Here is a 25859-nt window from a genome sequence, read left to right as displayed (position 1 = left end):
CCGCACCTGAACAGCCGCTTCACCGGCCCACGTAAGATAAAGCCCGTGACTAGCGAACAGACAAAGACTTTTGATCTTTCAGCATCCTTCAAGGCCTACGACGTCCGTGGCATTGTGGGCGAGTCCATCACCGCCGAAATTGTCGAAGCCGTGGGGGCCGCCTTTGTGGACATTCTGGAACTTGAGGGCCAGACCATCCTGGTGGGCGGGGACATGCGGCCCTCATCCCCCGAGTTCAGTAAGGCCTTCGCCGACGGCGCAGCCACCCGCGGCGCCAACGTTGAGCTGCTGGACCTGATCTCCACCGATGAGCTGTACTTTGCCTGCGGGTTCCTCAACCGGGCGGGCGCCACGTTCACCGCCAGCCACAACCCCGCCGGCTACAACGGCATCAAGATGTCCAAGGCCGGGGCCGTGCCCATTTCCTCCGAAACCGGGCTCAAGGACATCCAGGCCCTCGCCGAGCAGTACCTCAACACCGGCAGCATCCCCGCAGCGGAAACCCGTGGCCTGATCGGCGTCCGTGACGTCCTCAAGGATTACGCCGAGTACCTGCGCACGTTGGTGGACCTCACCGGTTCCCGCCCGCTCAAGATCGTGGTGGACGCAGGCAACGGCATGGCCGGCCTGACCACCCCCGCCGTCCTCGGCGACACGTTGCTGCCCAAGCTTCCCTTCGACATCGTTCCGCTCTACTTCGAGCTGGACGGGTCCTTCCCCAACCACCCGGCCAACCCGCTGGAGCCGGAAAACCTCCGCGACCTGCAGGCAGCGGTGGTGGCGCACGGTGCCGATATCGGCCTCGCCTTCGACGGCGACGCCGACCGGTGCTTTGTGATTGACGAAAAAGGCGAGCCGGTGTCGCCGTCGGCCATCACCGGTATGGTGGCGCGCCGCGAGATTGCCCGCGCGAAGGCCCAGGGCGAAAGCACCCCCACGATCATCCACAACCTCCTCACCTCCCGCGCGGTTCCGGAACTGGTGGCGCACGACGGCGGCCGCGCCGTCCGCACGCGTGTCGGCCATTCCTTCATCAAGGCCGTTATGGCTGAGGAAGGCGCGGTGTTCGGCGGCGAGCACTCAGCCCACTTCTACTTCCGGGACTTCTGGAACGCGGACACCGGCATGCTGGCCGCCATGCACGTCCTCGCCGCGCTCGGCGAGCAGGACGGCGCGCTCTCCGACCTGGGCCGCGAATATGAACCGTACGTCAGCTCAGGCGAGATCAACTCCGAAATCGAGGACAAGGCCGGCGCTGTGGACCGCGTCCGGCAGGACTTCGCCGCCGAGGACATCACCATCGACACCATGGACGGCAGCACGTTCACGGCCAACGACGGCAGCTACTGGTTCAACCTCCGCCCCTCCAACACCGAACCTTTCCTGCGGCTCAACGCAGAGGCCACGGACCGCGCCACCATGGAACGCGTCCGCGACCGGGTCCTGTCGATCGTGCGGGCCTGACCCTTGGCGGAAGAGAACGGCGTTGCCGCCGCGGACCAGACCACTGACGGGGACCTCCCATGGCGCGATTCGGTGCCCGAGGCCACGGCCACGGACCTGGAAAACCTCCTGGGGACCGGCGTCAGTGCAGCCCAGGAACAGCTGGAGCGCAACGGCGGTTTCCTGCCCTTCGCCTTGACCGTGCAGAACGACGGCGAGGTGCGCCTGGTGGCGGTCTCCCCCGCTGACTCCCCGGCAGGGGAGGACGCGGATTTCGACGCCGACGCCATGATCAGCGACCTGCACGCCCTGCTGCGCCAGAACCGGGACGATTTCCGGGCGGCGGCAGTGGTCTGCGACATCATGCTGCTCGAGGAGGACTCGGACGCCATCTCCGTGGCCACCGAGCACCGGGACGGCGCAGTGTTCGCCGCCGCGCTGCCGTACGCGGCCAACCAGGCCACCCACACGTGGGAGTTCGGGGAACTCGCGGCAGACACTAACGAGCCCGTTATCTGGGTGGACTAGACCAGAGCTGCCGTGAAGATCAACGCGTTCGCGGATGTCAGCCTGCGGGCACTGCTGGTGCTCGCCGCAGTCCCGGACGGGACCCTGCTCACCACCCAAAACATCGCCGATGCGGTGGGGACGCCGTATAACCACGTGAGCAAGGCAATGGCCAGGCTGCGGGCCCTTGGCCTGATCGATGTGGAGCGTGGCCGCTCAGGCGGTTCCCGGCTGAACCCTGCCGGCCGCCGGGTCACTGTTGGCCGGGTCCTCCGGGAGCTTGATACGCGGACCGATCCTGCGGACTGCGTGGCCCCCGGCGGACCGTGCCCGCTGATCAACGACTGCAAGCTGCGGGCCGCGCTGGCCAGGGCCCGCGAGGCCTTCTACCGGGAGCTCGACACCGTCGTGGTGGCGGAACTGCCCGGAAGCGGCCAGATGGCGCCGGTCTTCCAACTGATTGGCCTGCGCCCCGGGCTCTGACCCGACCGGTTTTGCCCGCACCCAGCTGCCCACCCACGAGGGATTTGACCCAAATTTCTACGCAGTGTAGAAATGGGGCATAAATACTTGCATTTCCAATGCAAGTATTATCGGCCGAACGAAGGCCCCGGTCCCTACTTCAGGAGTTCCCATGCTGTCGGACAAATCACGCCCCGTCATCGAAGCCACCCTCCCGCTGGTTGGCTCACGGATCGGTGCCATCACCACCAACTTCTACGACCGGCTGTTCACCGCCCACCCGGAACTGCTGGACGGCCTGTTCAGCCGGTCCAATCAGCGCTCCGGCACCCAGCAGCAGGCCCTGGCCGGCAGCATCGCCGCATTTGCAACCCATTTGGTGGACAATCCAGGAACTCTGCCCGAGGCTGTCCTGGCGCGCATCGCCCACCGCCACGCGTCGCTTGGCATCAGCGAACCGCAGTACCAGGTGGTGTACCAGCACCTGTTCGCCGCCATCGCCGAGGACCTCGCCGCAGTCATCACCCCCAACATCACCGCAGCGTGGACCGAGGTCTACTGGCTGATGGCGGACGCCCTGATCAAACTCGAAAAGGGACTGTACGCCAGCCAGGCCAACAGCCGCATGTGGATGCCCTGGACCGTCACCGCCAAAACCCCCGCCGGCAGCGGCGCCCTGACCTTCACACTGGAACCTGCCGACGACACCCCCGTCACTGCAGCGCTGCCCGGCCAATACATCAGCGTCAAGGTCGCGCTGCCGGACGGGATCCGCCAGGTCCGCCAGTACTCCTTGTCGGGGGACGCCGGCACCGGCCGCAGCTTCACCGCCAAACTCGACGACAGTGGCGAGGTCTCCCCCGTCCTGCACCGGGACGTCCAGGTTGGCGACATCCTGGAGATCTCCAATCCCTACGGCGGAATCACGCTCAAAGACGGTACCGGCCCCGTAATCCTGGCCTCGGCCGGTATCGGCTGCACCCCCACAGCCTCCATCCTGCGCTCGCTCGCGGCGGCCGGTTCGGAGCGGCAGGTCCTGGTGCTGCACGCAGAAAGCACAATGGACAGCTGGGCGCTGCGCAGTCAGATGACGCATGACGTCGCGCGGCTGGACGGCGCGGAACTGCAGCTGTGGCTGGAGGAGCCCGCAGCCGGATCCAACCAGGGCTTTATGTCCCTGCGGGAAGTGGACCTGCCGGCCGGCGCCGCCCTCTACCTCTGCGGCCCCCTGCCTTTTATGCGCAGCATCCGCAGCGAGGCCATCGACGCCGGCATCCCCGCCACCTCGATCCACTACGAGGTGTTTGGTCCCGACATCTGGCAGGCAGGCTGAGCTGCACCGACCCCGCGCCTGCCGCTGTCCAGCGTCCACTGTCCACTGCCAAATTCGGCGGCACCGCGGCAGCATAACGACGGCGACCCCGCACCTTTTTCGGAAAAAGGTGCGGGGCCGCCGTCGTACGCGTAAGAATCAGCCGAGGCGTTCCTTCAGCCCGGCGAGTTCCGACTGGAGTGCGTCCGGGAGCGAGCCGCCGAAGTTGGCGTACCACTCCTCGATCGATGCGAGCTCGGTGGCCCATTCGGCGGGATCCACGCGGACGGCGTCCTCGACCTCCGCCGGGGTCATGTCCAGGCCCTTGAGGTCGATCGCGTCGCCGGTGGGCACAAACCCGATGGGGGTCTCCACGGCGTCAGCCTTGCCTTCAAGGCGCTCGATGGCCCACTTGAGGACCCGGGCGTTGTCGCCGAAGCCGGGCCAGGCGAAACCACCCTCGGCGTTCCGGCGGAACCAGTTGACCAGGAAGATCCTGGGCAGGCGCTCCGGGTTGCCCTTGGCGGACAGGTTGACCCAGTGGTTCAGGTAGTCGCCGGCGTCGTAGCCGATGAAGGGCAGCATGGCCATGGGGTCGCGGCGGACCACACCCACCGCGCCGGCTGCCGCGGCAGTGGTTTCCGAGGACAGGGTGGAACCCATGAAGATGCCGTTGGACCAGCTGCGGGCCTCGGTCACCAGGGGGATGGTGGTCTTGCGGCGGCCGCCGAAGAGGATCGCGGAAAGCTCCACGCCGTCGGGGCTGTTGTACTCCTCGGCAAGCATGTCGATCTGGTCGATCGGGGTGCAGAAACGGGAGTTCGGGTGCGCGGCCGGGGCGTCGGAATCAGGCGTCCAGGAGTTGCCCTGCCAGTCGGTGAGGTGCGCCGGCACTTCCTCCGTCATGCCCTCCCACCACACGCCGCCGTCGTCGGTCAGCGCCACGTTGGTGAAGATGCTGTTGCCCTTGGCGATGGCGCGCATGGCGTTGGGGTTGGTGCCCCAGCCGGTCCCCGGAGCCACGCCGAAGAGGCCTGCCTCGGGGTTGACGGCGCGCAGCTCGCCTTCCTTGCCAAAACGCATCCAGGTGATGTCGTCACCCAGGGTTTCGACCTTCCAGCCATCGATGGTGGGGTCGAGCAGCGCGAGGTTGGTCTTGCCGCAGGCGGACGGGAAGGCAGCGGAGACGTAGTACGTCTTCTGTTCCGGCGAGGTGAGCTTGAGGATGAGCATGTGCTCGGCCAGCCAGCCTTCGTCGCGGGCCATCACGGACGCGATCCGCAGGGCGTAGCACTTTTTGCCCAGCAGGGCGTTTCCGCCGTAGCCCGAGCCGAAGGACCAGATGGACCGCTCTTCCGGGAAGTGCACAATCCACTTATCCGGGTTGCAGGGCCAAGGCACATCCGCCTGGCCGGCTTCCAGCGGGGCACCCAGCGAATGCAGGGCGGGGACGTAGAACGCGTTGGTCTCGGTGATCCGGTCCAGGACGTCCGTGCCGATCCGGGCCATGATCCGCATCGAGGCGACAACGTAGGCGCTGTCGGTGATTTCCACGCCGAACTTGGGGTCCTCGGCGTCAAGGTGGCCCATCACAAACGGGATGACGTACATGGTGCGGCCGCGCATGGAGCCGGCGAACAAGGCGCGCAGCTTCTCCTTCATGCTGGCCGGTTCCATCCAGTTATTGGTGAAGCCTGCGTCCCGCTTGTTTTCCGAGCAGATGAAGGTCTGCTCCTCGACCCGGGCAACGTCTGCCGGGTCGGAGAACGCCGCGAAGGAGTTCGGGAAGGTGTCCTGGTTCAGCCGGGTCAGCGTTCCGGCTGCCACGAGCTCATCGGTGAGGCGGGTGTTTTCAGCTTCAGAGCCGTCCACCCAGTAGATACGGTCCGGCTGCGTGAGCTCGGCAACCTCTTCAACCCAAGCCAGCAGGCCGGCATGGGTGGTGGGTGCATTCTCAAGCAGCGGCTTGTGCGCCAGATCGCTCATATCGGATCCCTTCCTGGGGTTCATCGGTGTGTGCTAAATGCTATGGTCCGGACCACTCGTGTTTTTGGGGTCTTTTCAGGGGTCGCCGGGACCCGGAATGGGAAAACCGCGGAAATACGCGGAAAATTTCGCCCGAAAGCGCGGCTTAAGTGACTAAGGTCACGTAGACCGGTCTAGTTGTGCAGATTACAGGCGTTTCGATTTGGCACACGGCCAACCCTCGCGTAAAGTAATTCGAGGTTCAGGGAGTGCGGTTCTTCTCCTGGGACACGGAATGCGCCCATAGCTCAGCTGGATAGAGCGTCTGTCTACGGAACAGAAGGTCAGGGGTTCGAATCCCTTTGGGCGCACCAAAAAGGTCCGCACCGGTTCGCCGGTGCGGACCTTTTTTGTGTGTCGGTGCTGGTTTTCCGACCAGACCCCGCATCCGCCGTACCGCCGGCCCCGGGTCCGCCACGCGCTTCTTCACACGTTGCCCGGCGTAGGCTTTTCCCATGATGCCCGAGGCCGTTGAGCGCGAATTTGATGTAGTGGTGATCGGCGCTGGCGCCGTTGGTGAGAATGTGGCGGGCCGGGTGGTCCAGGGCGGGCTCTCCGTGGTGCTGGTGGAAGCCGAACTGGTGGGCGGCGAGTGTTCCTACTGGGCCTGCATGCCCTCCAAGGCGCTGCTCCGCCCGGGAACCGCCCTGCATGGAGCGCAGACCACCCCCGGCGCCAAGGAATCGGTGACTAAACTCCTCGATGCCGCCGCGGTGCTGAAGCGGCGGGACTATTTCACGTCCAACTGGCAGGATGACAGCCAGGTTGACTGGGTCAAGGACACCGGGATTGAGCTGGTGCGCGGCCACGCATGGCTGACAGCGCCCAGGCAGGTGGAGGTGGCCGGTCTGGACGGCGTGCAGCACCGGCTGCAGGCACGCCACGCCGTGGTCCTGGCCAGCGGCTCGATGCCCACCATACCTCCCATCGATGGGTTGGAGGACCTCCAGGTCTGGGGTACCCGGGAGGCCACATCTGCCAGCGAAATCCCGGCGTCCCTGGCCGTCCTGGGTGGCGGCGTTGCCGGCGTCGAACTGGCACAGGCTTTTGCCCGCCTTGGCGCGGCCGTAACCCTTGTAGCGAGGAGCAGCCTGCTGGGCAGCTTCCCCACCGAAGCCGCCGACCTTGTGGCCGCAGGCCTGCGGGCAGACGGCGTGGAGCTCCGGCTGCACACCGCCACCAACAGCATTAAGGAGAACGACGACGGGACGTTCAGCCTGGCGCTGGGCGACGGCACCACCGTAACGGCGGATAAGGTCCTGGTCTCCACCGGGCGGCACCCGGCCCTCGAGGGCCTCGGCCTGGAAAGTGTTGGCCTGGGCCCGGACAGCAACGGCCGCTTCAACCTGGCCACAGACAATACCGGCCTGGTGGCAGGCGCACCTGGCGACGAGCCGTGGCTGTATGCCGTGGGCGATGCCGCCGGCAGGAACCTCTTCACCCACCAGGGCAAATACGGGGCCCGGGCCACGGGGGACGCCATCAGCGCCCGGGCCAACGGAACCCTCAAAGGCGCAGCCCCCGATTGGAGCCGGTACGCCCAGACCGCCAACCAGCACGCCGTGCCGAGTGTGGTGTTCACCGACCCTGAGCTGGCAATGGTGGGGCGCACCCTGGACACCGCGAGGAAGGACGGCTGCAACGCCTCCTCGGTGGAGTTGCCCATCGAGGTGGCCGGCTCATCCCTGCACTCCGAGCACTATGAGGGATGGGCCCAGCTGGTGATCGACGAGGACCGCAAGGTGCTCCTGGGCGCCACCTTCGCCGGACCCGACGTGGCGGAGCTTTTGCACGCGGCCACGATCGCCATTGTGGGTGAGGTTCCGCTGGACCGGCTGTGGCACGCCGTCCCCTCCTACCCCACCATCAGCGAGGTGTGGCTGCGGCTTCTGGAGAAATACGGGCTCTAAGCACGAGGCGTAGCTATTTGAACTGACCAGTCAGTTCGGTTAGGCTGGATACAGACGTATCCCCTGAAAGGCCTTCCTTGCTCTCAGCACACCAGCTCCACGTCCCCGGACGCCGGGACCCGCTGCTCCCCGCCACCTCACTCTCGGTGCGGCGCGGCGGGCTCCTTCTGGTCACCGGCGCCCGGCAGGACCAGCGGACCGCGCTGGCCCTTGCCCTCAGCGGCCGGATGAAGCCAGGCGGGGGAACCATCACCTGGGACGCCAATCCGCGCATCAAAGTGCTTCGGCAGGCCAGTGCGCTGGTGGACGCGGTGGACGTCAACGAGCCCGAGCGGCACCTCAGTGTCCGCGACCTGGTGACCGAGGACCTGGCACTCATCCCCCGCCGCTACCGTGGGGCGCTGCTCAGCAAACCCTGGCTCAAGGTCCACAGCTTCGAGGACATCGCGGACCTCTGGACCGAGCAACTGGGCCCAAAGCGGCGCCTCGAACTGTTGACGGCGCTTGCCCTGGCGAACCCGCACACGGACCTTGTGGTGGTGGATTCCCCGGACCGGCACAGCGCGGATCCCCAGGACTGGCTGCCGCGGCTGATGCAGTTGGCGGCCGACGGCGGCCGGCAGCTCGCCGTCGTCGCCACCGTCAGTGCCGTCCCGGCGTTGTGGTCGGGGGCTGTCGCGGAAATCGGCAACGCTGTGCCCGGGCAGGAAAATGACGGGCCGGAAACTGCCGTACCAGAGCCCACCACGCCGGGTTCCGTGGCCGTGCGCTCCGGCGCAGTGGAGCCACAGCCGGCGGAACCCACCCCTGCTCAGCCGGAGCCGGAGCCAAGAGTGCCGGCCAGACACATAGCCGAAACCGAAACTGAGGTTGCCAAGTGACAGTGCTGCGGCTGGCCCGCTCCGAACTCAAGCGCATGACCGGTGGGCTGCTGCCCAAGCTGACCATTCTTGCCCTGACAATGGTCCCGCTGCTGTACGGCGCGGTGTACCTCTACGCCAACTGGGATCCGTACGGCAACCTGGACCACCTGGACGCCGCCCTGGTGGTGGAGGATACCGGCGCCACCGCTGCCGACGGCAGCACCCTGGCGGCCGGCGAAAAAGTGGCCGACAGCCTGGTGGACGGCAACGTCTTCCACTGGATCCCCGTGGCAAGCACGCAGGAGGCGGATCAGGGCGTCAGCAACGGCGACTACGCCTTTGCGCTGAAAATTCCGCAGGACTTTTCCGCCAACCTGGTCTCGCCGGGCAGCTTCGACTCCGCCAGCCAGGCCATGCTCAATGTCACCACCAACGACGCCAACAATTACCTCCTGAGCACCATCGTGGACAAGCTGACCACCGCGGTGCACAGCACCGTGGCCACGGAGGTGGGCGAAGAGACTGCCAACCAGCTGCTCACGGGCTTTGGCACCATCCACACCCAGATGCTCAAGGCCGCTGACGGCGCGGGGCAACTGGCCGATGGTGTAGCCACCCTTCGGGACGGAACCGCTACCCTGCATGATGGAACAACTGCCCTGAACAGCGGAGCCAACGAACTCTACGCGGGGCAGGTGAAGCTCCGCGACGGTGCCAACCAGCTGACGGAGGGTGCCGGCTCCCTAAGCAGCGGGCTGTCCCTCCTTAGGGACAAAACGTCCATGCTCCCCACCGATTCAAAGACGCTGGCGGACGGTGCGGCGCAGGTCGCGGCTGGAAACGCGCAGCTCAACACCAAGGTCCAGGACGTTGCCGCACAACTGGAGGCCGCGGACAAAGGCCTCCGGGACCGGGTGGTGGCATCCAACACCCGGCTGATGGACGCAGGCGTGATCACGCAGGAGCAGGCAGACAGCATTCTTGCCGACTTCGACGCAGTGGCCGCGTCCAACCCGGTCACTACGGCCAAAACGAAGCTGCAGACCGACGCCGCCCAGATCCAGCAGCTGGCGGACGGCGCAGAAGCTGTCAGCGTCGGCGCATCCCAGCTGGCTGCCGCTACCCCCGCCCTGAAGGACGCCATTGTGCAGGCTTCAGGTGGTGCGGACCAGCTGCACACCGGCGCCGCCACCCTGGCCACCGGCGAACAGACCGCCGTGGACGGCACAGGTTCCCTGGTGGCCGGAGCCGGAAAGCTCGACGACGGCGCCGCCCAGCTTGCCGCGGGTGCCGGCACAGCCGCGGACGGGTCCAGGACCCTGGCAGACGAAATCGGCAAGGGCGCGGGCCAGGTACCCAACCCCGACGACACACAAAAGAGCAACCTCTCCCGCGTGATCGCCGATCCAGTGTCCGTCAGCAACGTCTCGCAGGCGAAGGCAGGCTCGTACGGGGCGGGGCTGGCACCCTTCTTCCTCACCCTCGCCATGTGGATCGGAATCTTTATGCTGGTCCAGGCGATGCGGCCCATCACCCAGCGTGCGCTGGCCTCCAACGCGCCGTCGTGGAAGATTGCGGTGGGCGGCTGGCTGCCGTTCCTGGCGGTATCGGTGGTCCAGGCCACCCTGCTGACGCTGGTGGTGGACCTGGCGCTGGGACTGAACCCGGCCCACCCGTTCCTGATGTGGCTCTTCCTGCTGGCGGCCGCCATGGCCTTCAGCGCGCTCATCCAGGGTGTGGTGGCCCTGCTGGGCTCCCCCGGCAAGCTGGTGGTGCTGATCCTGCTGGTACTGCAGCTGGTGTCCTCCGGCGGCACGTTCCCGTGGCAGACCACGCCGCAGCCCCTCCACGTGGTCCATGAAATCCTGCCCATGGGATATGTGGTCACCGGCATGCGGCACCTGATCTACGGCGCCGACCTGTCCATGATCATCCCCACCGTGCTGGGGCTGCTGGGCTACACCCTCCTGGGGGCAGCCCTGTCCACCCTGGCAGTACGCAAAAACAAATACTGGACGCTGAAAAGCCTCAAGCCGGAGATCGCCGTATGAGCATCGGAACCCCTGAGCCTGCCAAAGCCCTGCGGCCCGCACGCACCGGCGCCACCCGGCAGAAAATCTTCGACGCTTCCATGGAGCTGATCGGCGAGCGCGGGGCCGCCGGTGTGACTGTTGATGAGATCGCTGCGGCCTCGGGCGTTTCCAAGGGCACCGTCTATTACAACTTCGGCAGCAAATCCGAGCTGATTGCCCAACTGTTGCGGCACGGCGTGGACATCCTCAAGGCCCGGCTGGAGGGGCCTGCCCCCGCCGTTCCCGCCGGCGCCCAGGACCCCGGCACCGCCGGCACGCAGGATCCCGCCGGCACGCAGGATCCCGACACCTCCGGCACGCAGGATCCGTTGCTTGCCATGGAATGGATGATCGGTGCGGCCATGGACTTTATGTCCGACTACCCTTCCTTCGCCCGCCTGTGGGTGAGCGAAAACTGGCGCATCCCCAGCGAATGGCAGGGAACGTTCGCTGTGCTGCGCGGTGAACTACTGGCGGTGATCGGCGCTGCGGTGGAGAACGTGGCCAAAACCTACCCCGTGGACGCGACCGTTTCGCGCGGCAGCCTGGAAACGGCGATCTTCGGCGCCTGCTTTGTGGTGGGACTGGACCGGCAGACCTACAACCCGGAGCGCACCCGTGACCAAAGCGTTGCAGCAATCATGGCCATCATGCGCGGCTACGTCCTGAAGGCGCCCGCGCCTGCGGGATGATGGAGCAATGCGCCACATGGGGAACAGCGGCAAGTTCGCGGTAGTCACGGGGATCGTGGCCTTGGGCCTGCTGGTCCTCACCGGGATGACACTCGCGCTGCCCGTGTTCTTTGCGTTCCTGGGGGTCCTCACAGTGGCATTTTTGGCCGCCGTTGGCGAGATCCTGGTCCGCGGCCGGCGGGTTGCCCTCTTGGCAGCGGGCGCCTGTTTCAGCCTGGCCATTGGCTTCAGCCTGGCGTTCCTGAGTACCTGGGAGCTCGCCTTTGCCGGCCAGCGCTCGTTCATTGGGACCCCGCTGCCCACCGGCGATCCGGACGACTACTTTTATGGGGCCGGGGCTGCTGCCGCGGCTACACTCGTCATCCTCTTCCTTGGAGCAGCGTGGCCGGCTGGCCGCCGGGCCAGGCAGGGAACCTCCGGACGGCGCCTGCCGGGCCAAACCCGCGCCGGCCGACCCCGCCCCGGCCAAACCGGCACCACACGGACCCGCAGCACGCCACGCGGGACCTCCCAAGGGAGACAATCCCAGCGGGGGGCTGCCACCGGCCGGGCACGTACCGGCGTACCGGCCCAGGCCCGGCGCACGGCCGCAGCCCGCGCTGCCGCCGCCGGGCGCACTGCGTCCCAGCGGACATCAACGCAACGCACAGCCGCCCAACGCTCAGCAACCCAACGCACGCCGCAGCAGTAGGCGCCGGAACACCAGCCCAACAAACGCCGCCCAACGCTCAGCAGCCCAACACACGCCGCCGCAGCACACGCCCGAACACCAACCCAACAAACGCCACCGCAGTGCACGTCGGCACAGCGCACCCCGGCTCAGCGCACCCCGGTCCCGCGCATACCCGCGGCGCCTACCCCGTCCACGCCGTCAACCCCGTCTACCGTCAACGGATCCAGGCCTGCGCGCCGGCTCTGGCGCCGGCCCCGCCCGAAGGTGAGGACCGCCGTCGCCACCCCCGCCAGGAGCAGCAGCCCGCCAGCAACTTCCGGCCCCGAGGGCACCTCACCCAGCACCAGCCAGGCGGCGCTCATCCCCACCACTGGCACCAGCAGGGTAAACGGCACCACCGACGACGACGGGTGGCTGGCCAGGAGCCGGTTCCAGATGCCGTATCCCACCAGCGATGCGAAGACGGCCGTGTAGAGCGCGCTCAGGATGGTGGGTGCCTGCAGGTTGCCCAGCGTAGTGAACACCGCTTCGGGGCCGTCCACCACGAGTGACAGGCCGGCCAGCGGCAGCGGCACCACGGCCCCCGACCAGACCACCAGGCCCAGCCCGGATGCCGCCTTGGCCCGCCGGGCAATGACATTTCCCGCCGCCCAGGAAAGGGCCGCCGCCAGCACAATCACCAGGGGCAGCAACGGTGCAACGGCACTGCGCCCGGTAGCCACGACGGCGAGGCCCGCCACACCAAGAACCACCCCGCCCACCTGCCGGCGGCTGGGCCGTTCACCCAGGAACATCGACGCCAGCAGGATGGTCAGCAAGACCTGCGCCTGCAGGACCAGTGAGGCGAGGCCCGCGGGCATCCCCAGCGCCATGGCGAGGTAGAGGAGCCCGAACTGGCCGGCGCTCATAAAGAGTCCGACACCGATGATTGCCGCCCAGCTTACGTCCGGTTTCCGGATGAAGAAGATGCAGGGGAACACCACCAGGACAAACCGGATGGCCACAAACAGCAGGGGCGGAACCTCCTGGCCAGCGGGGTGCAGGCCGATGTCGATGGCCACGAAGTTCAAGCCCCACAGGACGGCGACTGCTATGGCCAACAGGGTGTCACGGAGATTCATGGTCTCACTGTCGCAGACCGACGAATGAAGCACCAGCGTTGAATTGTTTATAAAACAATGTACGTTTGCTTCATGATCGATATTGGCTCACTGCGTGCCCTTGCAGCCGTTGAACAGCACGGATCGGTGATCGCCGCTTCGGAGTCGATCGGCTTCAGCCCCTCGGCCGTTTCCCAGCAGGTCAAGAAGCTGGAGAAGGAGGCGGGCTTCGCGGTCCTGGAACGGCGGGGCCGCGGTGTGCTGCTGACCGAGCGGGGTCAAGCGCTGGCCGCCTACGGCCGGCGGATCCTTGCCGAACTGGAGGAACTTCAGTCCACCCTGCTGGCCGATCCCGCAAAACCCGAGGGCAAGCTCCGGGTGGTGGCCTTCTCCACCGCCTGCCGGGGGCTGGTGGGCCCCCTCCTGGGCCGCCTGGCTGCGGCCGGCACCATGCTGGACGTTAGCGTCCTGGCCGAGGATCCGCGGGAGGCGGTGGCCCGCGTGGCCAATGGAGAGGCCGATTTGGGCCTGGTCCACAACTGGAACTCAGTTCCCCTGGTGATTCCGGAGCACCTCACCCTCGAGTGGCTGTGCGAGGACGTGGCCGATGTTTTGGTCCATCGGGACCACCCGCTGGCCGGCCGGACCGAGGTTGAACCGGCCCACCTGGTGGGGGAACGGTGGATCAGTACGCCCAACGGGGCAATCTGCAACGAAGCCCTGCTGCGGATCTTCACCGGGCTGGGCCGGGTGCCCAACATCCAGGTCTACGATCCTGATTTTGCCACGCACATCGCGCTGGTCCAGCAGGGCGCCGTGGTGGCCCTGGTGCCGCGGCTGGGCCGGGGGGTGCTGCCGCCGGAGGTGGTGGCCGTGCCGGTCACCAACCCGGCGCAGGCACGGCAGGTGGGGATCGTCTACCGCCGCACCATGACAGCCAGCCCGGGCATCAGGCACGTGGCAGCGATACTGCGGGAGATCAGCGGGCCCGCGGAACTGTAAAGCTGGTGATCCGGGCGTCCTGGCCGTCCAGTTCAGCCCACGTCTTCTCCGTCTCCAGCACCGTGAGGGCATTTGTGGGGTACCGGGTGGCGGCGTCCATGTAGGCGTCATGTTCCGAATCACGCGACGCCAGGTGCATGGCCAGGTCCTGGACACCGGGCAGGTGCGAGATCAGCATCAGGGTGGTCACGGTATCCGGCACCTGGTTGACCACCGAGAGCATCCGCAGCGCGGATGCGGCGTACAAGCCACCTTCCAGCTTGGGCGTGGGCGCCTTATCGCCCAGTTCCGAGCACACCCAGGTGCAGGTCTGCCGCGTCCGCAGCGCGCTCGAGCAGAGGATGAAATCCGGCAGCACGTTATGGTCCACAAGCCAGCGGCCGGCGGCGGGCGCATCGCGGTGCCCCCGTTCCTCCAGCGGACGGTCATGGTCGGCCACCCCGCCCGGCCAGTCAGCCTTGGCATGGCGCATCAGGACCAGGCGTTTTACGTGGTGCTCACTCATGGCCCAAGCCTATCGTCCGCCCCGCACCCAACCGCGGCGGCCATCTGCCTCCGGGCGGTGGTAAGGCTAGATCGAGTATTCCGGAGCGGCCCAGACAACAACTTCGGGGTGCTCGTAGAAGCGGTAACCCTGGCCACGGACCGTGCGCACCGTGTTGGCCAGGCGTCCCAGCTTGGAGCGGAGGCGGCGGATGTGCACGTCGATGGTGCGCTCATTGGGCACTTCCTCGGCGTTGCGCCACAGCCCCTCAAGAAGCTCGTCACGGCCAACCGTGCGGGTGCCGTTTTCCACCAGGTAGTTCAGGAGTTCGAACTCCTTGAAGGTCAGGTTCAGCGACTCGCCGTCCAGGTGCACCTCGCGGCGGGCCAGGTCGATCAGGACGCCGGAGGGCCGGGGTTCCTGGGGAAGCTGGGGACGCGGGGTTTCGGTGCGCTGGCGGGCGTTGACGGTGGGGTCGCCAAAGGTGGAACGGACGACGTCGAGCGCGGAACCGGGGGTGCCTGCCGGAGCCACGGCAACGGCGGCGTAGCTTTCGGCGCCGGTGACCAGGGACTGGGCGTAGGCCCGGATTTCCTGGGCGAGCTTGGCGATGGAGGTACCTGCGGCTGCGGCGGTTTCCTCATCGATGCCCATGTAGAGAACAAAGCCCCGGGCCACGTTCTCGTTCGCCACAGGGCGGACGGCGTTGGGCCCGGCAATCACGGGGGTGGGGGCCGTAAGGGGCGCGGGCTCGGCAGGAACGGCGCGGAGCTGCCCGTAGGAGTTGGGGTTATATCCCTGGGGGGCGTAGCCCTGCGCAGGGAAGGTGTTTCCGCTGCCTGCGGGAGCCAGCGCGGGGCGGGGTCCGAAGCCCGGGCGAAGACCCGAGGGCTGGCCGGCCTTGGCGGCGTTACGGACGGAGATGTGGACGTATCCGGATGCAACGGTCATGTTGTGCTTACCTCAATGTGAATGGCCGCCTGGGCGGCTCGAATGCTGGGTTTCCCCGCACTGCGAATTGGGGAGGGACGCCCGACGCTGGGCTGGGGGCGAATGCCTAAGAACTTCGGAGGGTGGGAAGTCAGGCGTACATTCGACAACAGCGCATGTCGGCAGCAGCGGGTGTGCTGGGCCAATATTCTGCGGCTGCAGGTGCTGTTGAGTTCTTGTTCACATTGGAAGTGTGACGCGTAACAATGCCAACTTGCAAGTAACAATGGACGGCATCGTCCGCATGGTGAGACAAAATGCGCTTTTGTGTTGCAGATCACGATTCTGTCCGGCGTAAAGAATAACGTTCGTTATCCGTTCAGCACCTGGAAAATCCATGTTGTTGAGAACAATATTCGGCAATTCCTTCTTTTAGGATTAAGAACTTCAGCCAAGCCGAATTCACGAAAATTCCTCCCTTCCCGCACCCTGCTGTCCAGCCGATGTCCGGCTTCTCCGGAAAAAGTTCCCGGTGCGCTCCCGCAAGATCCCTGCAGCCTGGCCCCTGGACGTTCTTCGAAAGCGCTGGAGCCGGTCGGGACTCCCGCCAGCTGCGGCGGACGTTCCAACCTGAGCGGCACCCAGGTCGCTAGGCTGGGATTCACAGCCTGGACACAGGAACCCCAAAGCCGGGCTTAACCGAACGATCGGAGAGTTGTCCCATGGCCACTTCGCACTCCATGACCAACAACCTCCCCCAGCTGTCCCACCCGGACGGGTCCCCCATCCGGGCCCTGGTGGTTGACGACGAGCCCAGCCTCTCCGAACTGATGAGCATGGGCCTGCGCATGGCGGGCTGGTCCGTTGCCGTGGCCGCGGACGGGCCGGAGGCCGTGAAGCTGGCCAAGGACTTCCGCCCGGACGTCCTGGTGCTGGATGTGATGCTCCCCGGCTTTGACGGCGTCGAGTTGCTGGGCCGGATCCGGGCGTTCGCCCCGGAGGTACCCGCGCTGTTCCTGACGGCCAAGGACGCCATCCATGACCGGATCGTGGGCCTGGCGGCGGGCGGGGACGATTACGTCACCAAACCATTCAGCATGGAGGAGGTCCTGCTGCGGCTGCACAGGCTGGTGCAGCGTTCCGGGGTGGCCGCCATGGATACCTCCGAACTGGTGGTGGGCGACCTGGTCCTGAATATCGATACCCGGGAAGTGACCCGCGCCGGTGACGACGTGCAGCTGACCGCCACCCAGTTCGAGCTGCTCCGCTACCTGATGGAGAACCCCAAGCGGGTCATCAGCAAGGCCCAGATCCTGGACCGGGTGTGGGACTACGACTTCGGTGGCCAGGCCAACATCGTGGAGCTCTACATTTCCTACCTGCGCAAAAAAATTGATGCCGTGCACCCGCCCATGATCCATACCGTGCGCGGTGCCGGCTACGTCATCAAGCCTGCAGAGTAGGTTCTGTGGCCACCACACCAGCCCCGGAGGCACCCCGCCGGAGCGTGCTCCGACCCGCCACCTGGCATCTGCGGACGCGCTTGGTGGCGTTGGCCATGGCCCTGCTGATCGCCATCTGCGGCGCGGTGGGGGTGGTCAGCTACGCCTCAATGGATGCCTTCCTCACCCGCCAGCTTGATGCCCAGCTGAGCCAGGCGGCGGAGCGGGCCAACGATCCCGGCCGCCCGCCGCAGGGCGGCTTCAACGGCCGGGACCCACTGGACGCACGGGGCCAGAGTGTGGGCACCGTCAACGCCAGCATCCGCAACGGCCAGGTGAACACGGGCGGTTTCCTCGCCTCAGACACCACCCGCACCCCCCTCGCGGCTGACGACAAGCCTGTCCTCCTGGGCCTGGCGACGGACGGCAAGCCAGTGGACCGGGAACTGTCCAACGGCAGCTACCGGCTGGTGGCCGTCGAAACCTCTTTCGGCGACGTCCTGGTGACCGGGCTCCCCCTGGCAGTCAAGGACAGCACGCTCACATCGCTGGTGTGGACATTCGTTTTTGTATCCCTGGGCGGTCTCCTGCTGGTCGGGCTGATCGGCACCGTCCTGATCCGGCGCACCATGAAACCGCTGGAACAACTCTCGGAAGTGGCCACGAGGGTCTCCCAACTGCCGCTGGACGCCGGCGAGGTGGCACTCGCGGTGCGCGTCCCGCCGTCGAACTCCAATCCGGGCACCGAGGTGGGCAGCGTGGGGCACGCGCTGAACCTGATGCTGGACAACGTGGCCAGCGCGCTGCAGGCGAGGCAGAAAAGTGAAACCAAGGTGCGCCAGTTCGTGGCTGACGCCTCGCATGAACTCCGCACCCCGCTGACGGCCATCCGTGGTTACACGGAGCTGATGCGCATGACGGAGCAGTTCACGCCCGACGGTGCCCGTTCGCTGGCACGCGTGCAGAGCCAGTCCGAGCGTATGACGGCGCTGGTGGAAGACCTGCTGCTGCTGGCGCGGCTGGATGAGGGCCAGCCGCTGAAGCTCAGCGAGGTGGACCTGACGCAACTCGTGGTGGAAAGCGTCAGCGACGAGAAGGTGATGGCACCCGGACACAATTGGCGCTTCGAACTGCCGGACGAGCCTGTGGTGGTCACGGGCGATCCAGCCCAGCTCCGTCAGGTCCTGATGAACCTGCTCTCGAACGCCCGGAAACACACGCCGGCCGGAACCACCGTCCTGGCTGGGGTGGGTACGGCCGACAACACGGCGTTCGTCACGGTGACGGACGACGGCGGCGGGATCCCGGCAGGGTTCGTGGACCAGGTCTTTTCACGCTTTGCCCGCGCGGACGCGGCCAGGAAAGGCAGCGGCGACCAGGCCGGGGCCGCCGCCGCGGAGGGCACCAGCGGGCTGGGGCTTTCCATCGTCCAGTCGATCATCGAGGCGCACGGCGGGAAGGTCTGGGTGACGTCCGAGCCGGGCAGGACGCAATTCACCATCTCCCTCCCGCTCGCGGCGGCCGCCTCCACAACCTGACACGCCGCCGTCGTGATGTCCGTTACCTAAATGTGACTTAAGCTTCGGACTCCTGTACCGTCGAAAGGGTGCGGTTCCCGTTCGGGGCGCATGTCCGGATGACGCCTAGCTCTGCCGCTTCCGGATCCTTCTTGACCCATGGCAGAGGCGGGGGACCCACAGTCCCGGGCACTGCGTGCCCTTGGGGTTAAGCCATTTTCGTGAATTTTCCGGATGGCCGGATGCCCTCATCCGAACCCGACAGCTAACTCCGCAGGTGTGAGAGGCGATCCATCATGTCTGAATTCCCGGTAGAAACGCGCCCGAAAAATGGGGCCGACAGTCCATTCCACACCAAAAAGCGCGGCATTGCCGTCCTGGGCCGGCGCACGGCCATCCTCGCCGCGTCCTGCGCCCTGCTGGTGGGAGTCGGTGCCGCCGGCCAAGCCACCAGCTCCGTCACCTCCCCGGTGGCGGCTGAAACAAAAGCCGCCGAGGCAAGCTCCTCACTGAGCCTGGAGAAGAGCGAAATCCAGGCTGCGCCGAGCGAATCTGCGGCGCCGATCGCTGTTGCACCCCAGGCCGCCGAGCCCGCTCCGGCTGCTCCTGCCGCGGAACCGGCGCCCGCCGTGGAAGCCGCTCCTGCACCGGCCCCCGAGCCTGCACCGGCACCGGTTCCCGAGCCTGCCCCAGCGCCGGAGCCCGCTCCCGTCGTCGCGGTTAATGACCCTGCCGGTGCGCAGGCCTATGCGGCGAGCCAGCTGGCATCCTACGGCTGGTCGGCGGACCAGATGCAGAGCCTGCTGACGCTCTGGACCAAAGAATCCGACTGGACCACTACGGCCACCAACGCGAGCAGCGGCGCCTATGGCATTGTCCAGTCGCTGCCGGCCGAGAAGATGGCAAGCTCCGGCGCGGATTACCTCACCAACTACCGCACCCAGATCAACTGGGGCCTGAACTACATCAAGGAGCGCTACGGCTCCCCCGCAGCCGCCCTGAACTTCCACCTCGCCAACAACTGGTACTAGGAGCCGCGGGGTCCATCCCGGCGGTCCCGTCCCCGGGACCGCCGGGTCGCCTACAGGTGACGCGGCGCTTCCGCGGGCACCATACTAAGGGGCATGAAATTCACCACCGTTATTGCCGGCTCCGGCAACAAGACCGGCATCGAAGTCCCGGCCAGCATTGTGGACGCCTTGGCGGCCGGAAAACGGCCGCCGGTGGTGGTGACGCTGAACGGGGCGTCCTACCGCAGCAGCATTGCCGTTATGGGCGGGCATTACCTGATCGGCCTGAGCGCAGCTAATCGTGAGCTGACAGGGGCGGGCGCGGGGGACGCCGTTGAGGTGGACGTGGTGGTGGACACCGAACCACGCGTGGTGGAGGTGCCCGCTGACCTGGCGGCCGCGCTGGCTGCAGACAGCACCGCGTCCGACGCGTACGCCGCCTTGAACTACAGCGCCCAGCGGCGCCTGGTAGAGCCCCTGGCCCTGGCAAAAACCGAAGAGACCCGGGCCAGGCGCGTGGCCAAGGCAGTCTCGGACCTGAACCCTGGCCAGCAGCACGGTTAGCCGTTCAGCGCCCCAGCGCCCCAGCCGGCTTTGCACGTCACCCGGCTCCTGGCGTGCCCGTCCGAATTTTCACGGCAGGCCGTCAGCTACATGGGTGGAAGTTTAGCCATGCACTGGACGGCCCACTGGTTGCCGTCCGGATCCTTGAAATACACAAACTCACCCCAGCCGGGGTCCGAGATATCCGTGACATCCACACCGTTGGCTTTCAGGTGCCGGTGCGCCTCCTGGATGTCAGGAACCACCAACTGCAGGTTGGGGGCGGACCCTGCCGGCGCATCTGAGAGCCCCTCGCCGATTGCGATGGAGCAGCCTGATCCGGGCGGGGTCAGCTGGACGAAGCGCAGGTTCTCGTTGACCCGGTGATCGTGGTCAAGGGTGAAACCCACTTGGTTCGCATAAAAATCCCGGGCACGGTCCACGTCGGAGACGGGCACCAGTACAAGTTCAAGTTTCCAGTCCATCCGCTCAGGGTAGCCCGGGTGCCGGGGCCAGGAAAGGGCTCCTGGCCACGGGTTCGGCCACCGCTGACCGCGCCGGCAGTTTTTGCGCGGCCCGGTGGCTGGTTAGCCTGCGATGCCGTAGAGTCGGTCGCCGGCGTCACCGAGGCCGGGAACGATGTAGGACTTCTCGTTGAGCCGCTCGTCAATGGAGGCCAGCACGATTGTCACATTGGACTCGCCCAGCTCCTCCTCCAGCTTCGCCAAGCCTTCCGGTGCTGCGAGGAGGCAGATGCAGGTGACGTCCGAGGCGCCGCGCTTGAACAGGAACTTGATGGCCTCGCGGAGTGTGCCGCCGGTGGCCAGCATGGGGTCCAGGACGAAGATCTGCCGGTCGGTGAGGTCTTCGGGCAGGCGCTCGGCGTAGGTGATGATTTCCAGGCTCTCCTCGTCCCGGGCCATGCCCAGGAAACCCACCTCAGCGGTGGGGACGAGCTTGGTCATGCCTTCAAGCATTCCCAGCCCCGCGCGCAGGATGGGAACCACCAGTGGTGTGGGTTTGGTGAAGGCGGTGCCCACCGTGGTGCTGACGGGAGTCTCGATGGTGACGGGCTGGGTGCGGACTTCGCGCGTGGCCTCGTAAGCCAGCAACGTCACCAACTCTTCCGTCAGTTGCCGGAACACCGGCGACGGGGTGTTTTTGTCCCGCAGGACGGTGAGCTTATGGGCGACCAGCGGGTGGTCCACAACAAGAGTGCGCATGGGTCTAAAACTATCATCCGGCGAACAGGTGGATCGGGCGTGCAGGCCCGTAAAGGCACTGTGGGTTGCGCTACTTCTGCTCCTCGCGAAGGACCGGGTGCTCAAATGTCGGCGCGGGTCCGGCGTGGGCCTTCCTGCGGGTCAGATGGAACAGCCTGTGGGCCAGGATCACCATGCCCACCCACGCCAGGCCCAGGAACCAGCCTGCCATCACGTCCGTCATCCAGTGATGGCCCAGGAAGACCCTGCTCAGGCCCATGGCGACAATAAAGGCGCCGCCCACGGCGATAGCGGTAATGCGGACGGAGAGCCGTTCGAACTGCAGGCACATCAGGTAGATGAGCACACCGATCACCACAGTGGTGTTGAGGGTGTGGCCGCTGGGGAACGAGGGTGAATCCTCATACGGCGGAACGGCTTCGGCGTGGTCCGGCCGGGTCCTGCCCACCAGCCTTTTGCCTACGGTGGTTGCCAGCGTGGACACGGCTGCAGCGCCGGCAACGAGAAGGATGGGACGCCAGGTGCGGCTAAGGAACGTCAGCCACGCGGTGAGGATGCTGGCCAGGATCGGCATGCCGATGCCGCCGCCTACGTTGGTGAAGCCCGTGACGAAGGCGTCGGTTTCCGGGTTGCGGAGCGTTTGGGCGTAGTCAAGTGCCGGCAGGTCCAGGCTTGCAAGGCCCTCATCGTCCACCACGTCCGAATAGACTTCGGCGCCGAGGAGGGCAAGCGTGATGACCAGGGCACCGCCGATGATCAGGGTCAGCCAAAGGGCTGCGTATGGCTTGATCCACTTGTCCACACGGTCTCTGACGGTGCTCATTGTGCCTCCCGGCTAAAGTGCGTCACGGGTTCCGGATATCCGTCGAAACTATCATTGACCCATGGTCTCCGCTGGAATGAATCACAACGAATGGATGCGCCTTGCCCTGGCGGAAGCCCGCGGCGCCCTTGACACCGGGGATGTTCCCATCGGGGCCGTGGTGGTGGGCCCTGACGGCGCGGTGCTGGGCTACGGCCGCAACCGGCGCGAGGAACTGGGCGATCCCACGGCCCATGCCGAAGTGGTGGCCATCCGCGCTGCTGCTGCCCGGCTGCGGGAGCTTGCCGCCACTCGCGGCTACGAGGGCGCTGAGCAAGGCAAGACTGCAGCGGGGAGCGGCGGGATCCAGCCCGTGGGCGGCGCGTCGGGCGCCGGTGCGCCTCTGGCCGATAAGCCCGTGGCTGGCACGCCCGCTGCCGGCCCTCTGGCCGGGGACGGCTGGCGGCTGTCGGACTGCACCCTTGTAGTGACCCTGGAACCGTGCGCCATGTGCGCGGGCGCGGTGGTGCTGTCGCGGATTCCCCGCGTGGTGTTCGGGGCGTGGGACGAAAAGGCCGGGGCTGCGGGGTCTGTCTTCGATGTCTTGCGGGAACGCCGGCTCAATCACTGGGTTGAGGTTTATCCGGGCGTCCGCGAAGCCGAGTGTGCGGTGTTGCTCCGCGACTTTTTTGCGGGACACCGGAACGGGTCCTGACCGGGCGCCACGCCTGGGGCTGGCTGGCCGGGCACCAGGCGTGCGGGCGGTCCGGACCCCGGGCACCCGGCCTGGGGATGGGCTGGCCGGGAGCCGAGTCAGGCGCCGGCGAGGGCATCGAGGACGGACTGTGCCGTCACCGCCCAGCCAGGCAGGGCTTTCCGGGCTTCGCCGGCCGCGTCCCGCCACTCTGTCCGGGTGGCGGGTTTCGTGAGCCAGTTCCGGAGAACCCCCGCCAGCCTGGCCGGACTGTCTGCGCCGCCCTCGGGAAATGCCACGGTTGTGCCGGGAAGCCGGGGCCCGCCGTCGTCCGCCACCAACCCCGCAAGCCCCAACGCCTCGACTGCCCCCGTGCCGTGGCGGACGACCGCGGGAATGCCGCGGGCCAACGATTCAGTGACCACCATGCCGAATGCTTCCGCCCGCGAGACCAACAGGCTCAGGTCAGCGGCATGCCACTCATTCGCCAACTCCTGACCGGCCAGTTCGCCCGGAACCCGCACACGTCCGTTCAGCCCGTTGGCCGTTATCGCCGCGCGGACCTTCACGGCGTAGCCGGGGTCGGCCTGGTCGGAACCCACCAGGGCGGCTGTCCAGTCGAGGTCCTGCAGCCGGACAAGCGCCGATACCGCCAGCAGCTGGTCCTTATTGGGGAGCAGCGCGGCAACGGCAAGGATATGCGGCGGCGCGGAGCCTGCGGCGAGTGCGGCGGGGGCGACCCCGGGACGGGCGGTATGGATCCGGCGGAGGTTGTGGCGGGCTGCAAGCGTGGCTGCGGCGGTGGCGCTGGTGCAGATCACACCGGTGGCCGCACGCAGCGCCCGGCCTTCCCTCTCCTGCGGGCCGGGATCCTGCGATGCCGGAACCGGCATGTGGACCAGGACCCACGTGTTTTGCCGGGCTTTTGCTGCCCATTCCATCTCGTCCGGTGCGCCGACGGCCACCAGCCCGTCAACGATGGTTACCGGCGGGATGGGAGGGGTGGTGTGCCACCTGGAATCAGCTGCCGTTCCGGCGGTATGGTCCCAGGCGCCGAGAAGTGAGCCGAGGCGCCGCCGCTGGTTCGCGGAGGCGTCCGGCCAGGTCCCTTCGATGGCCAGTAGTTGCACCTTTGCGCCCAGTGATTCCAGTCCTGTCACCAGCCGGGCGTTGTAGGCGTTACCGCCGGAGTTGTGGCGGATGTTTGCCGGCACCAGGAAGCGGAGGCGGGCCATGTTTCAGGTGGCGAGGTCCAGCGAGAAGGTGGCCCAGGCGTCGGGATTTTCACGCAGGGTGACGTCGATGCCTTCCAGTTGGCCGCCGTCGTCCGTTTCCTTGATTTCCGCTGCAACTTTTTGGGCGATGTATTCCGCCAGCGCCTCCGTGGTGCTGAGCTTTCCCTGAAAGTCGGGGTGCTCGTCCAGGTTCTTGTAGTTCAGGCCGGCGAGCACCCCTTCGATGACCGTGCCGGCGGCGCCGATGTCCAGGACTATGGCGTCGTTGTTAAGGCTCCGCCGGCGGAATGACACTTCCGCGACAAACGTGGCGCCGTGCAGGCCCTGGGCAGGGCCGAACGCTTCGCGCGGCAGGCTGTGGGCGATCATAAAGTGACGACGGACGGTCAGGTTGAACATGGGCTACCTCTGCGGGCTGGAAGGGACTTCGGGGTCTTGGGGGTATTCGATGACGTGGCACAGCGCGTTCCTCGCGCCGCTGGCGAGGTCCCTGACCACGTCCGGCAGGTCAGCAAAGGGCGACGAGCCCGTGAGGAAAGCTTCGAAGACGGGATCGGCCAGGAGCTGGACGGCGAGGTCCAAGCGGTCCGCGTTGGTGCGGCGATGGCGGCGCGCCCGTGCGACGACGCCAACCTGGCTGGCGCGGATCGAGAGGCGCCTGGCGTGGAAATCCTCGCCGAGTGGCAAGGTGACTTCCCGGTCGGCGTACCAGGACATTTCAATGACGTCGCCCTCGTCACCAACCAGTTGCAGGCTTCGCTCCAGGCCTTTCTGGGACGCGGAGCAGTGGAAGACGATGTCGCAGTCAGCCAGGGCGTCATCGGGGTGCGTGAAGTCGACACCAAGTGCGTCGGCGAGCTGCTCGCGGTCCGCATCGACGTCGATCAGCTGCAGCCGCCCCAGCGGGAACGTCCGCAACAGCGTAGCCACCATGCCGCCCACCAGCCCTGCGCCCACAACCGCCACGCGGTCGCCCAGCCGGGGGCCGGCTTCCCAGAGTGCGTTCACCGCTGTTTCGACAGTTCCCGTGAGCACTGCACGCCTGGACGGCACGTCAGCGGGAATCCTGGTCAACGAGCTGATAGGCACCACATAACGGTCCTGGTGCGGGTTCAGGCAGAAAACCCGTTGTCCCAGCCAGGCTTCGGGGCCGTCCTCCACCACTCCCACCGACAGGTAGCCGAATTTCACCGGCCCGGGGAAGTCCCCCTCCTGCTGCGGTGCACGCATCTCTTCGGCCACCCGGGGAGGCACCGAGCCGCGGTGCACCACCATCTCCGTGCCCTTGCTGATGCCGGAATAGAGCGTGCGGACCAGGGCTTCGTCGGGCCCCGGCGCGGACAATTCCTCGGAGCGCAGTTCGCCGTGCTCGCGCGCGGTGGTCCAGTACGCGGTGGCTTGGGTGTGATTCGCGAAATTAGTCATCTTACTGATGAATCTAGCGGGATATCTGCAGCCGGGGAAAGCCCGACGCCGGTGGAGTGCGTTCTGAAAAGGTCCGGAGCGGGACACTCAGGGCCCGGGACAGTCCTCCCGCATCGCACTAGGTGACGGGGGCTTTCTCGTAGGCCTGGCCCCTTTTGGTTGCCCTTTGCCCGGTCGGGTGCTTGGTACTGCTTTTTCGATGAGGTGTGCTGGAGTCAGCCGGTGCCGAAGCATGTGGATCGGCTGTTGTCAGCTGATATGTCTGGGCGTCTGGTAGTTCCGACTGCTCCGGCGCGCGCCGGTTGGGGACGTGGTGTTCAGGTGGCGGAGCGTCTTGGGTGTGCTGTTCTGCTGCTTGGTGTCTTTGGTGTTGTGGTTCCTGGTGTTGCCGTTCTGGTGCTGGGGTTTCTGGCGCTTGGTGTTGGGGCGTGTTGGGTGTGGGGTGTTGTTGGGTCCAGGTGGTGGGCCAGGTGGGTGGTTCGTGGTCGGGGTG

At 66.6% G+C, this 25859-nt stretch carries 26 protein-coding genes, 1 tRNA gene and 1 riboswitch; of the genes, 16 read left to right on the top strand and 11 right to left on the bottom strand.

Annotated features, from left to right (window positions below; translation table 11 throughout):
* The first annotated feature begins 45 nt into the window (after positions 1–45).
* The 4 genes from QRN07_RS19005 (at position 46) to QRN07_RS18990 (ending at position 3745) form a co-directional block, all read left to right on the top strand.
* Positions 46–1464, top strand: a complete 1419-nt coding sequence (locus tag QRN07_RS19005) for a phosphomannomutase/phosphoglucomutase (protein WP_285241910.1) — start codon at positions 46–48, stop codon at positions 1462–1464.
* A gap of 3 nt (positions 1465–1467) precedes the next feature.
* Positions 1468–1971, top strand: a complete 504-nt coding sequence (locus tag QRN07_RS19000) for a hypothetical protein (RefSeq protein ID WP_285241909.1) — start codon at positions 1468–1470, stop codon at positions 1969–1971.
* Positions 1972–1983: 12 nt separating this feature from the next.
* On the top strand, positions 1984–2433 hold the full coding sequence (locus QRN07_RS18995) for an RrF2 family transcriptional regulator (RefSeq protein WP_050686112.1): 450 nt from the start codon (positions 1984–1986) through the stop codon (positions 2431–2433).
* 151 nt (positions 2434–2584) lie between these two features.
* On the top strand, positions 2585–3745 hold the full coding sequence (locus QRN07_RS18990) for a globin domain-containing protein (protein ID WP_285241908.1): 1161 nt from the start codon (positions 2585–2587) through the stop codon (positions 3743–3745).
* A gap of 138 nt (positions 3746–3883) precedes the next feature.
* Here the strand turns inward: QRN07_RS18990 and QRN07_RS18985 are convergent, their stop codons facing one another.
* Positions 3884–5710, bottom strand: a complete 1827-nt coding sequence (locus QRN07_RS18985; RefSeq protein WP_050686110.1) for a phosphoenolpyruvate carboxykinase (GTP) — start codon at positions 5708–5710, stop codon at positions 3884–3886.
* 276 nt (positions 5711–5986) lie between these two features.
* On the opposite strand from QRN07_RS18985, the gene QRN07_RS18980 reads away from it, so the two are divergent.
* The 6 genes from QRN07_RS18980 to QRN07_RS18955 all read left to right on the top strand — a co-directional run bounded on the left by QRN07_RS18980 (position 5987) and on the right by QRN07_RS18955 (position 11977).
* A tRNA-Arg gene (locus QRN07_RS18980) sits at positions 5987–6063 on the top strand.
* A gap of 141 nt (positions 6064–6204) precedes the next feature.
* Positions 6205–7659, top strand: a complete 1455-nt coding sequence (locus QRN07_RS18975; RefSeq protein ID WP_285241907.1) for a dihydrolipoyl dehydrogenase family protein — start codon at positions 6205–6207, stop codon at positions 7657–7659.
* Between the two features lie 77 nt (positions 7660–7736).
* Complete coding sequence (locus QRN07_RS18970; protein ID WP_285241906.1) at positions 7737–8540, top strand: ABC transporter ATP-binding protein; 804 nt, start codon at positions 7737–7739, stop codon at positions 8538–8540.
* Positions 8537–10573 (top strand): YhgE/Pip family protein, encoded by a 2037-nt coding sequence (locus tag QRN07_RS18965; RefSeq protein WP_285241905.1) that lies wholly within the window; start codon positions 8537–8539, stop codon positions 10571–10573. The genes QRN07_RS18970 and QRN07_RS18965 overlap by 4 nt, the downstream gene beginning before the upstream one ends.
* On the top strand, positions 10570–11286 hold the full coding sequence (locus tag QRN07_RS18960) for a TetR/AcrR family transcriptional regulator (protein WP_285241904.1): 717 nt from the start codon (positions 10570–10572) through the stop codon (positions 11284–11286). The genes QRN07_RS18965 and QRN07_RS18960 overlap by 4 nt, the downstream gene beginning before the upstream one ends.
* A 16-nt stretch (positions 11287–11302) precedes the next feature.
* On the top strand, positions 11303–11977 hold the full coding sequence (locus QRN07_RS18955) for a hypothetical protein (protein WP_285241903.1): 675 nt from the start codon (positions 11303–11305) through the stop codon (positions 11975–11977).
* Positions 11978–12105: 128 nt separating this feature from the next.
* Here QRN07_RS18955 and QRN07_RS18950 read toward each other — a convergent pair whose 3' ends face one another.
* Positions 12106–13080 carry an EamA family transporter gene (locus QRN07_RS18950; protein ID WP_197273576.1) on the bottom strand — a complete coding sequence of 325 codons (975 nt, stop codon included), beginning with the start codon at positions 13078–13080 and terminating at the stop codon, positions 12106–12108.
* Between the two features lie 72 nt (positions 13081–13152).
* Between QRN07_RS18950 and QRN07_RS18945 the strand changes: the two genes are divergently transcribed.
* On the top strand, positions 13153–14061 hold the full coding sequence (locus QRN07_RS18945; RefSeq protein WP_050686164.1) for a LysR family transcriptional regulator: 909 nt from the start codon (positions 13153–13155) through the stop codon (positions 14059–14061).
* Here QRN07_RS18945 and QRN07_RS18940 read toward each other — a convergent pair.
* The gene (locus tag QRN07_RS18940) at positions 14039–14566 is read right to left on the bottom strand and encodes a SixA phosphatase family protein (protein ID WP_050686102.1); all 528 of its coding nucleotides are present in this window, start codon (positions 14564–14566) and stop codon (positions 14039–14041) included. The genes QRN07_RS18945 and QRN07_RS18940 overlap by 23 nt on opposite strands.
* Before the next feature lie 66 nt (positions 14567–14632).
* Positions 14633–15496: a winged helix-turn-helix domain-containing protein gene (locus tag QRN07_RS18935; RefSeq protein ID WP_050686100.1), complete on the bottom strand. Its 864-nt coding sequence runs from the start codon at positions 15494–15496 to the stop codon at positions 14633–14635.
* A 701-nt stretch (positions 15497–16197) separates the two neighbouring features.
* On the opposite strand from QRN07_RS18935, the gene QRN07_RS18930 reads away from it, so the two are divergent.
* The 4 genes from QRN07_RS18930 to QRN07_RS18915 all read left to right on the top strand — a co-directional run bounded on the left by QRN07_RS18930 (position 16198) and on the right by QRN07_RS18915 (position 20008).
* Complete coding sequence (locus QRN07_RS18930; RefSeq protein WP_285241902.1) at positions 16198–16938, top strand: response regulator transcription factor; 741 nt, start codon at positions 16198–16200, stop codon at positions 16936–16938.
* A gap of 5 nt (positions 16939–16943) precedes the next feature.
* Positions 16944–18455, top strand: a complete 1512-nt coding sequence (locus QRN07_RS18925; protein WP_285241901.1) for a sensor histidine kinase — start codon at positions 16944–16946, stop codon at positions 18453–18455.
* 118 nt (positions 18456–18573) lie between these two features.
* A riboswitch (cyclic di-AMP (ydaO/yuaA leader) is annotated at positions 18574–18725 on the top strand.
* Positions 18726–18730: 5 nt separating this feature from the next.
* Positions 18731–19465, top strand: coding sequence for an aggregation-promoting factor C-terminal-like domain-containing protein (locus QRN07_RS18920; RefSeq protein WP_285241900.1), 735 nt, complete (start codon positions 18731–18733; stop codon positions 19463–19465).
* A 93-nt stretch (positions 19466–19558) separates the two neighbouring features.
* Positions 19559–20008 carry a YdeI/OmpD-associated family protein gene (locus QRN07_RS18915; protein WP_285241899.1) on the top strand — a complete coding sequence of 150 codons (450 nt, stop codon included), beginning with the start codon at positions 19559–19561 and terminating at the stop codon, positions 20006–20008.
* 86 nt (positions 20009–20094) lie between these two features.
* On the opposite strand, the gene QRN07_RS18910 is transcribed toward QRN07_RS18915, so the two are convergent.
* The 3 genes from QRN07_RS18910 to QRN07_RS18900 form a co-directional block, all read right to left on the bottom strand.
* Positions 20095–20472 (bottom strand): glyoxalase superfamily protein, encoded by a 378-nt coding sequence (locus tag QRN07_RS18910; RefSeq protein WP_050686093.1) that lies wholly within the window; start codon positions 20470–20472, stop codon positions 20095–20097.
* Positions 20473–20574: 102 nt separating this feature from the next.
* Positions 20575–21210, bottom strand: a complete 636-nt coding sequence (upp, locus tag QRN07_RS18905) for a uracil phosphoribosyltransferase (protein ID WP_050686092.1) — start codon at positions 21208–21210, stop codon at positions 20575–20577.
* Positions 21211–21280: 70 nt separating this feature from the next.
* On the bottom strand, positions 21281–22033 hold the full coding sequence (locus tag QRN07_RS18900) for a phosphatase PAP2 family protein (protein ID WP_285241898.1): 753 nt from the start codon (positions 22031–22033) through the stop codon (positions 21281–21283).
* Positions 22034–22094: 61 nt separating this feature from the next.
* Here QRN07_RS18900 and QRN07_RS18895 point away from each other — a divergent pair, with 61 nt between their 5' ends.
* Complete coding sequence (locus tag QRN07_RS18895) at positions 22095–22727, top strand: nucleoside deaminase (protein WP_285241897.1); 633 nt, start codon at positions 22095–22097, stop codon at positions 22725–22727.
* 98 nt (positions 22728–22825) lie between these two features.
* Here QRN07_RS18895 and QRN07_RS18890 read toward each other — a convergent pair whose 3' ends face one another.
* From QRN07_RS18890 to QRN07_RS18875, 4 genes are all read right to left on the bottom strand, one after another.
* A complete protein-coding gene (locus QRN07_RS18890) occupies positions 22826–23941 on the bottom strand; it encodes a glycosyltransferase (protein ID WP_285241896.1) in 1116 nt (371 codons plus the stop codon).
* A 3-nt stretch (positions 23942–23944) separates the two neighbouring features.
* Positions 23945–24340, bottom strand: coding sequence for a 6-pyruvoyl trahydropterin synthase family protein (locus tag QRN07_RS18885; RefSeq protein WP_050686088.1), 396 nt, complete (start codon positions 24338–24340; stop codon positions 23945–23947).
* Between the two features lie 3 nt (positions 24341–24343).
* Positions 24344–25366, bottom strand: coding sequence for a zinc-dependent alcohol dehydrogenase (locus QRN07_RS18880; RefSeq protein WP_285241895.1), 1023 nt, complete (start codon positions 25364–25366; stop codon positions 24344–24346).
* A 249-nt stretch (positions 25367–25615) separates the two neighbouring features.
* Positions 25616–25859: hypothetical protein (locus QRN07_RS18875; protein ID WP_285241894.1), on the bottom strand; the 244-nt coding region annotated here is incomplete at its 5' end.

This window comes from Pseudarthrobacter sp. MEB009 (assembly GCF_030208875.1).
In the GTDB taxonomy this organism is placed as follows: Bacteria; Actinomycetota; Actinomycetes; order Actinomycetales; family Micrococcaceae; genus Arthrobacter.
The sequence above is the reverse complement of the archived record's forward strand: the minus strand, read 5'-3'. Positions and strand labels throughout refer to the sequence as shown.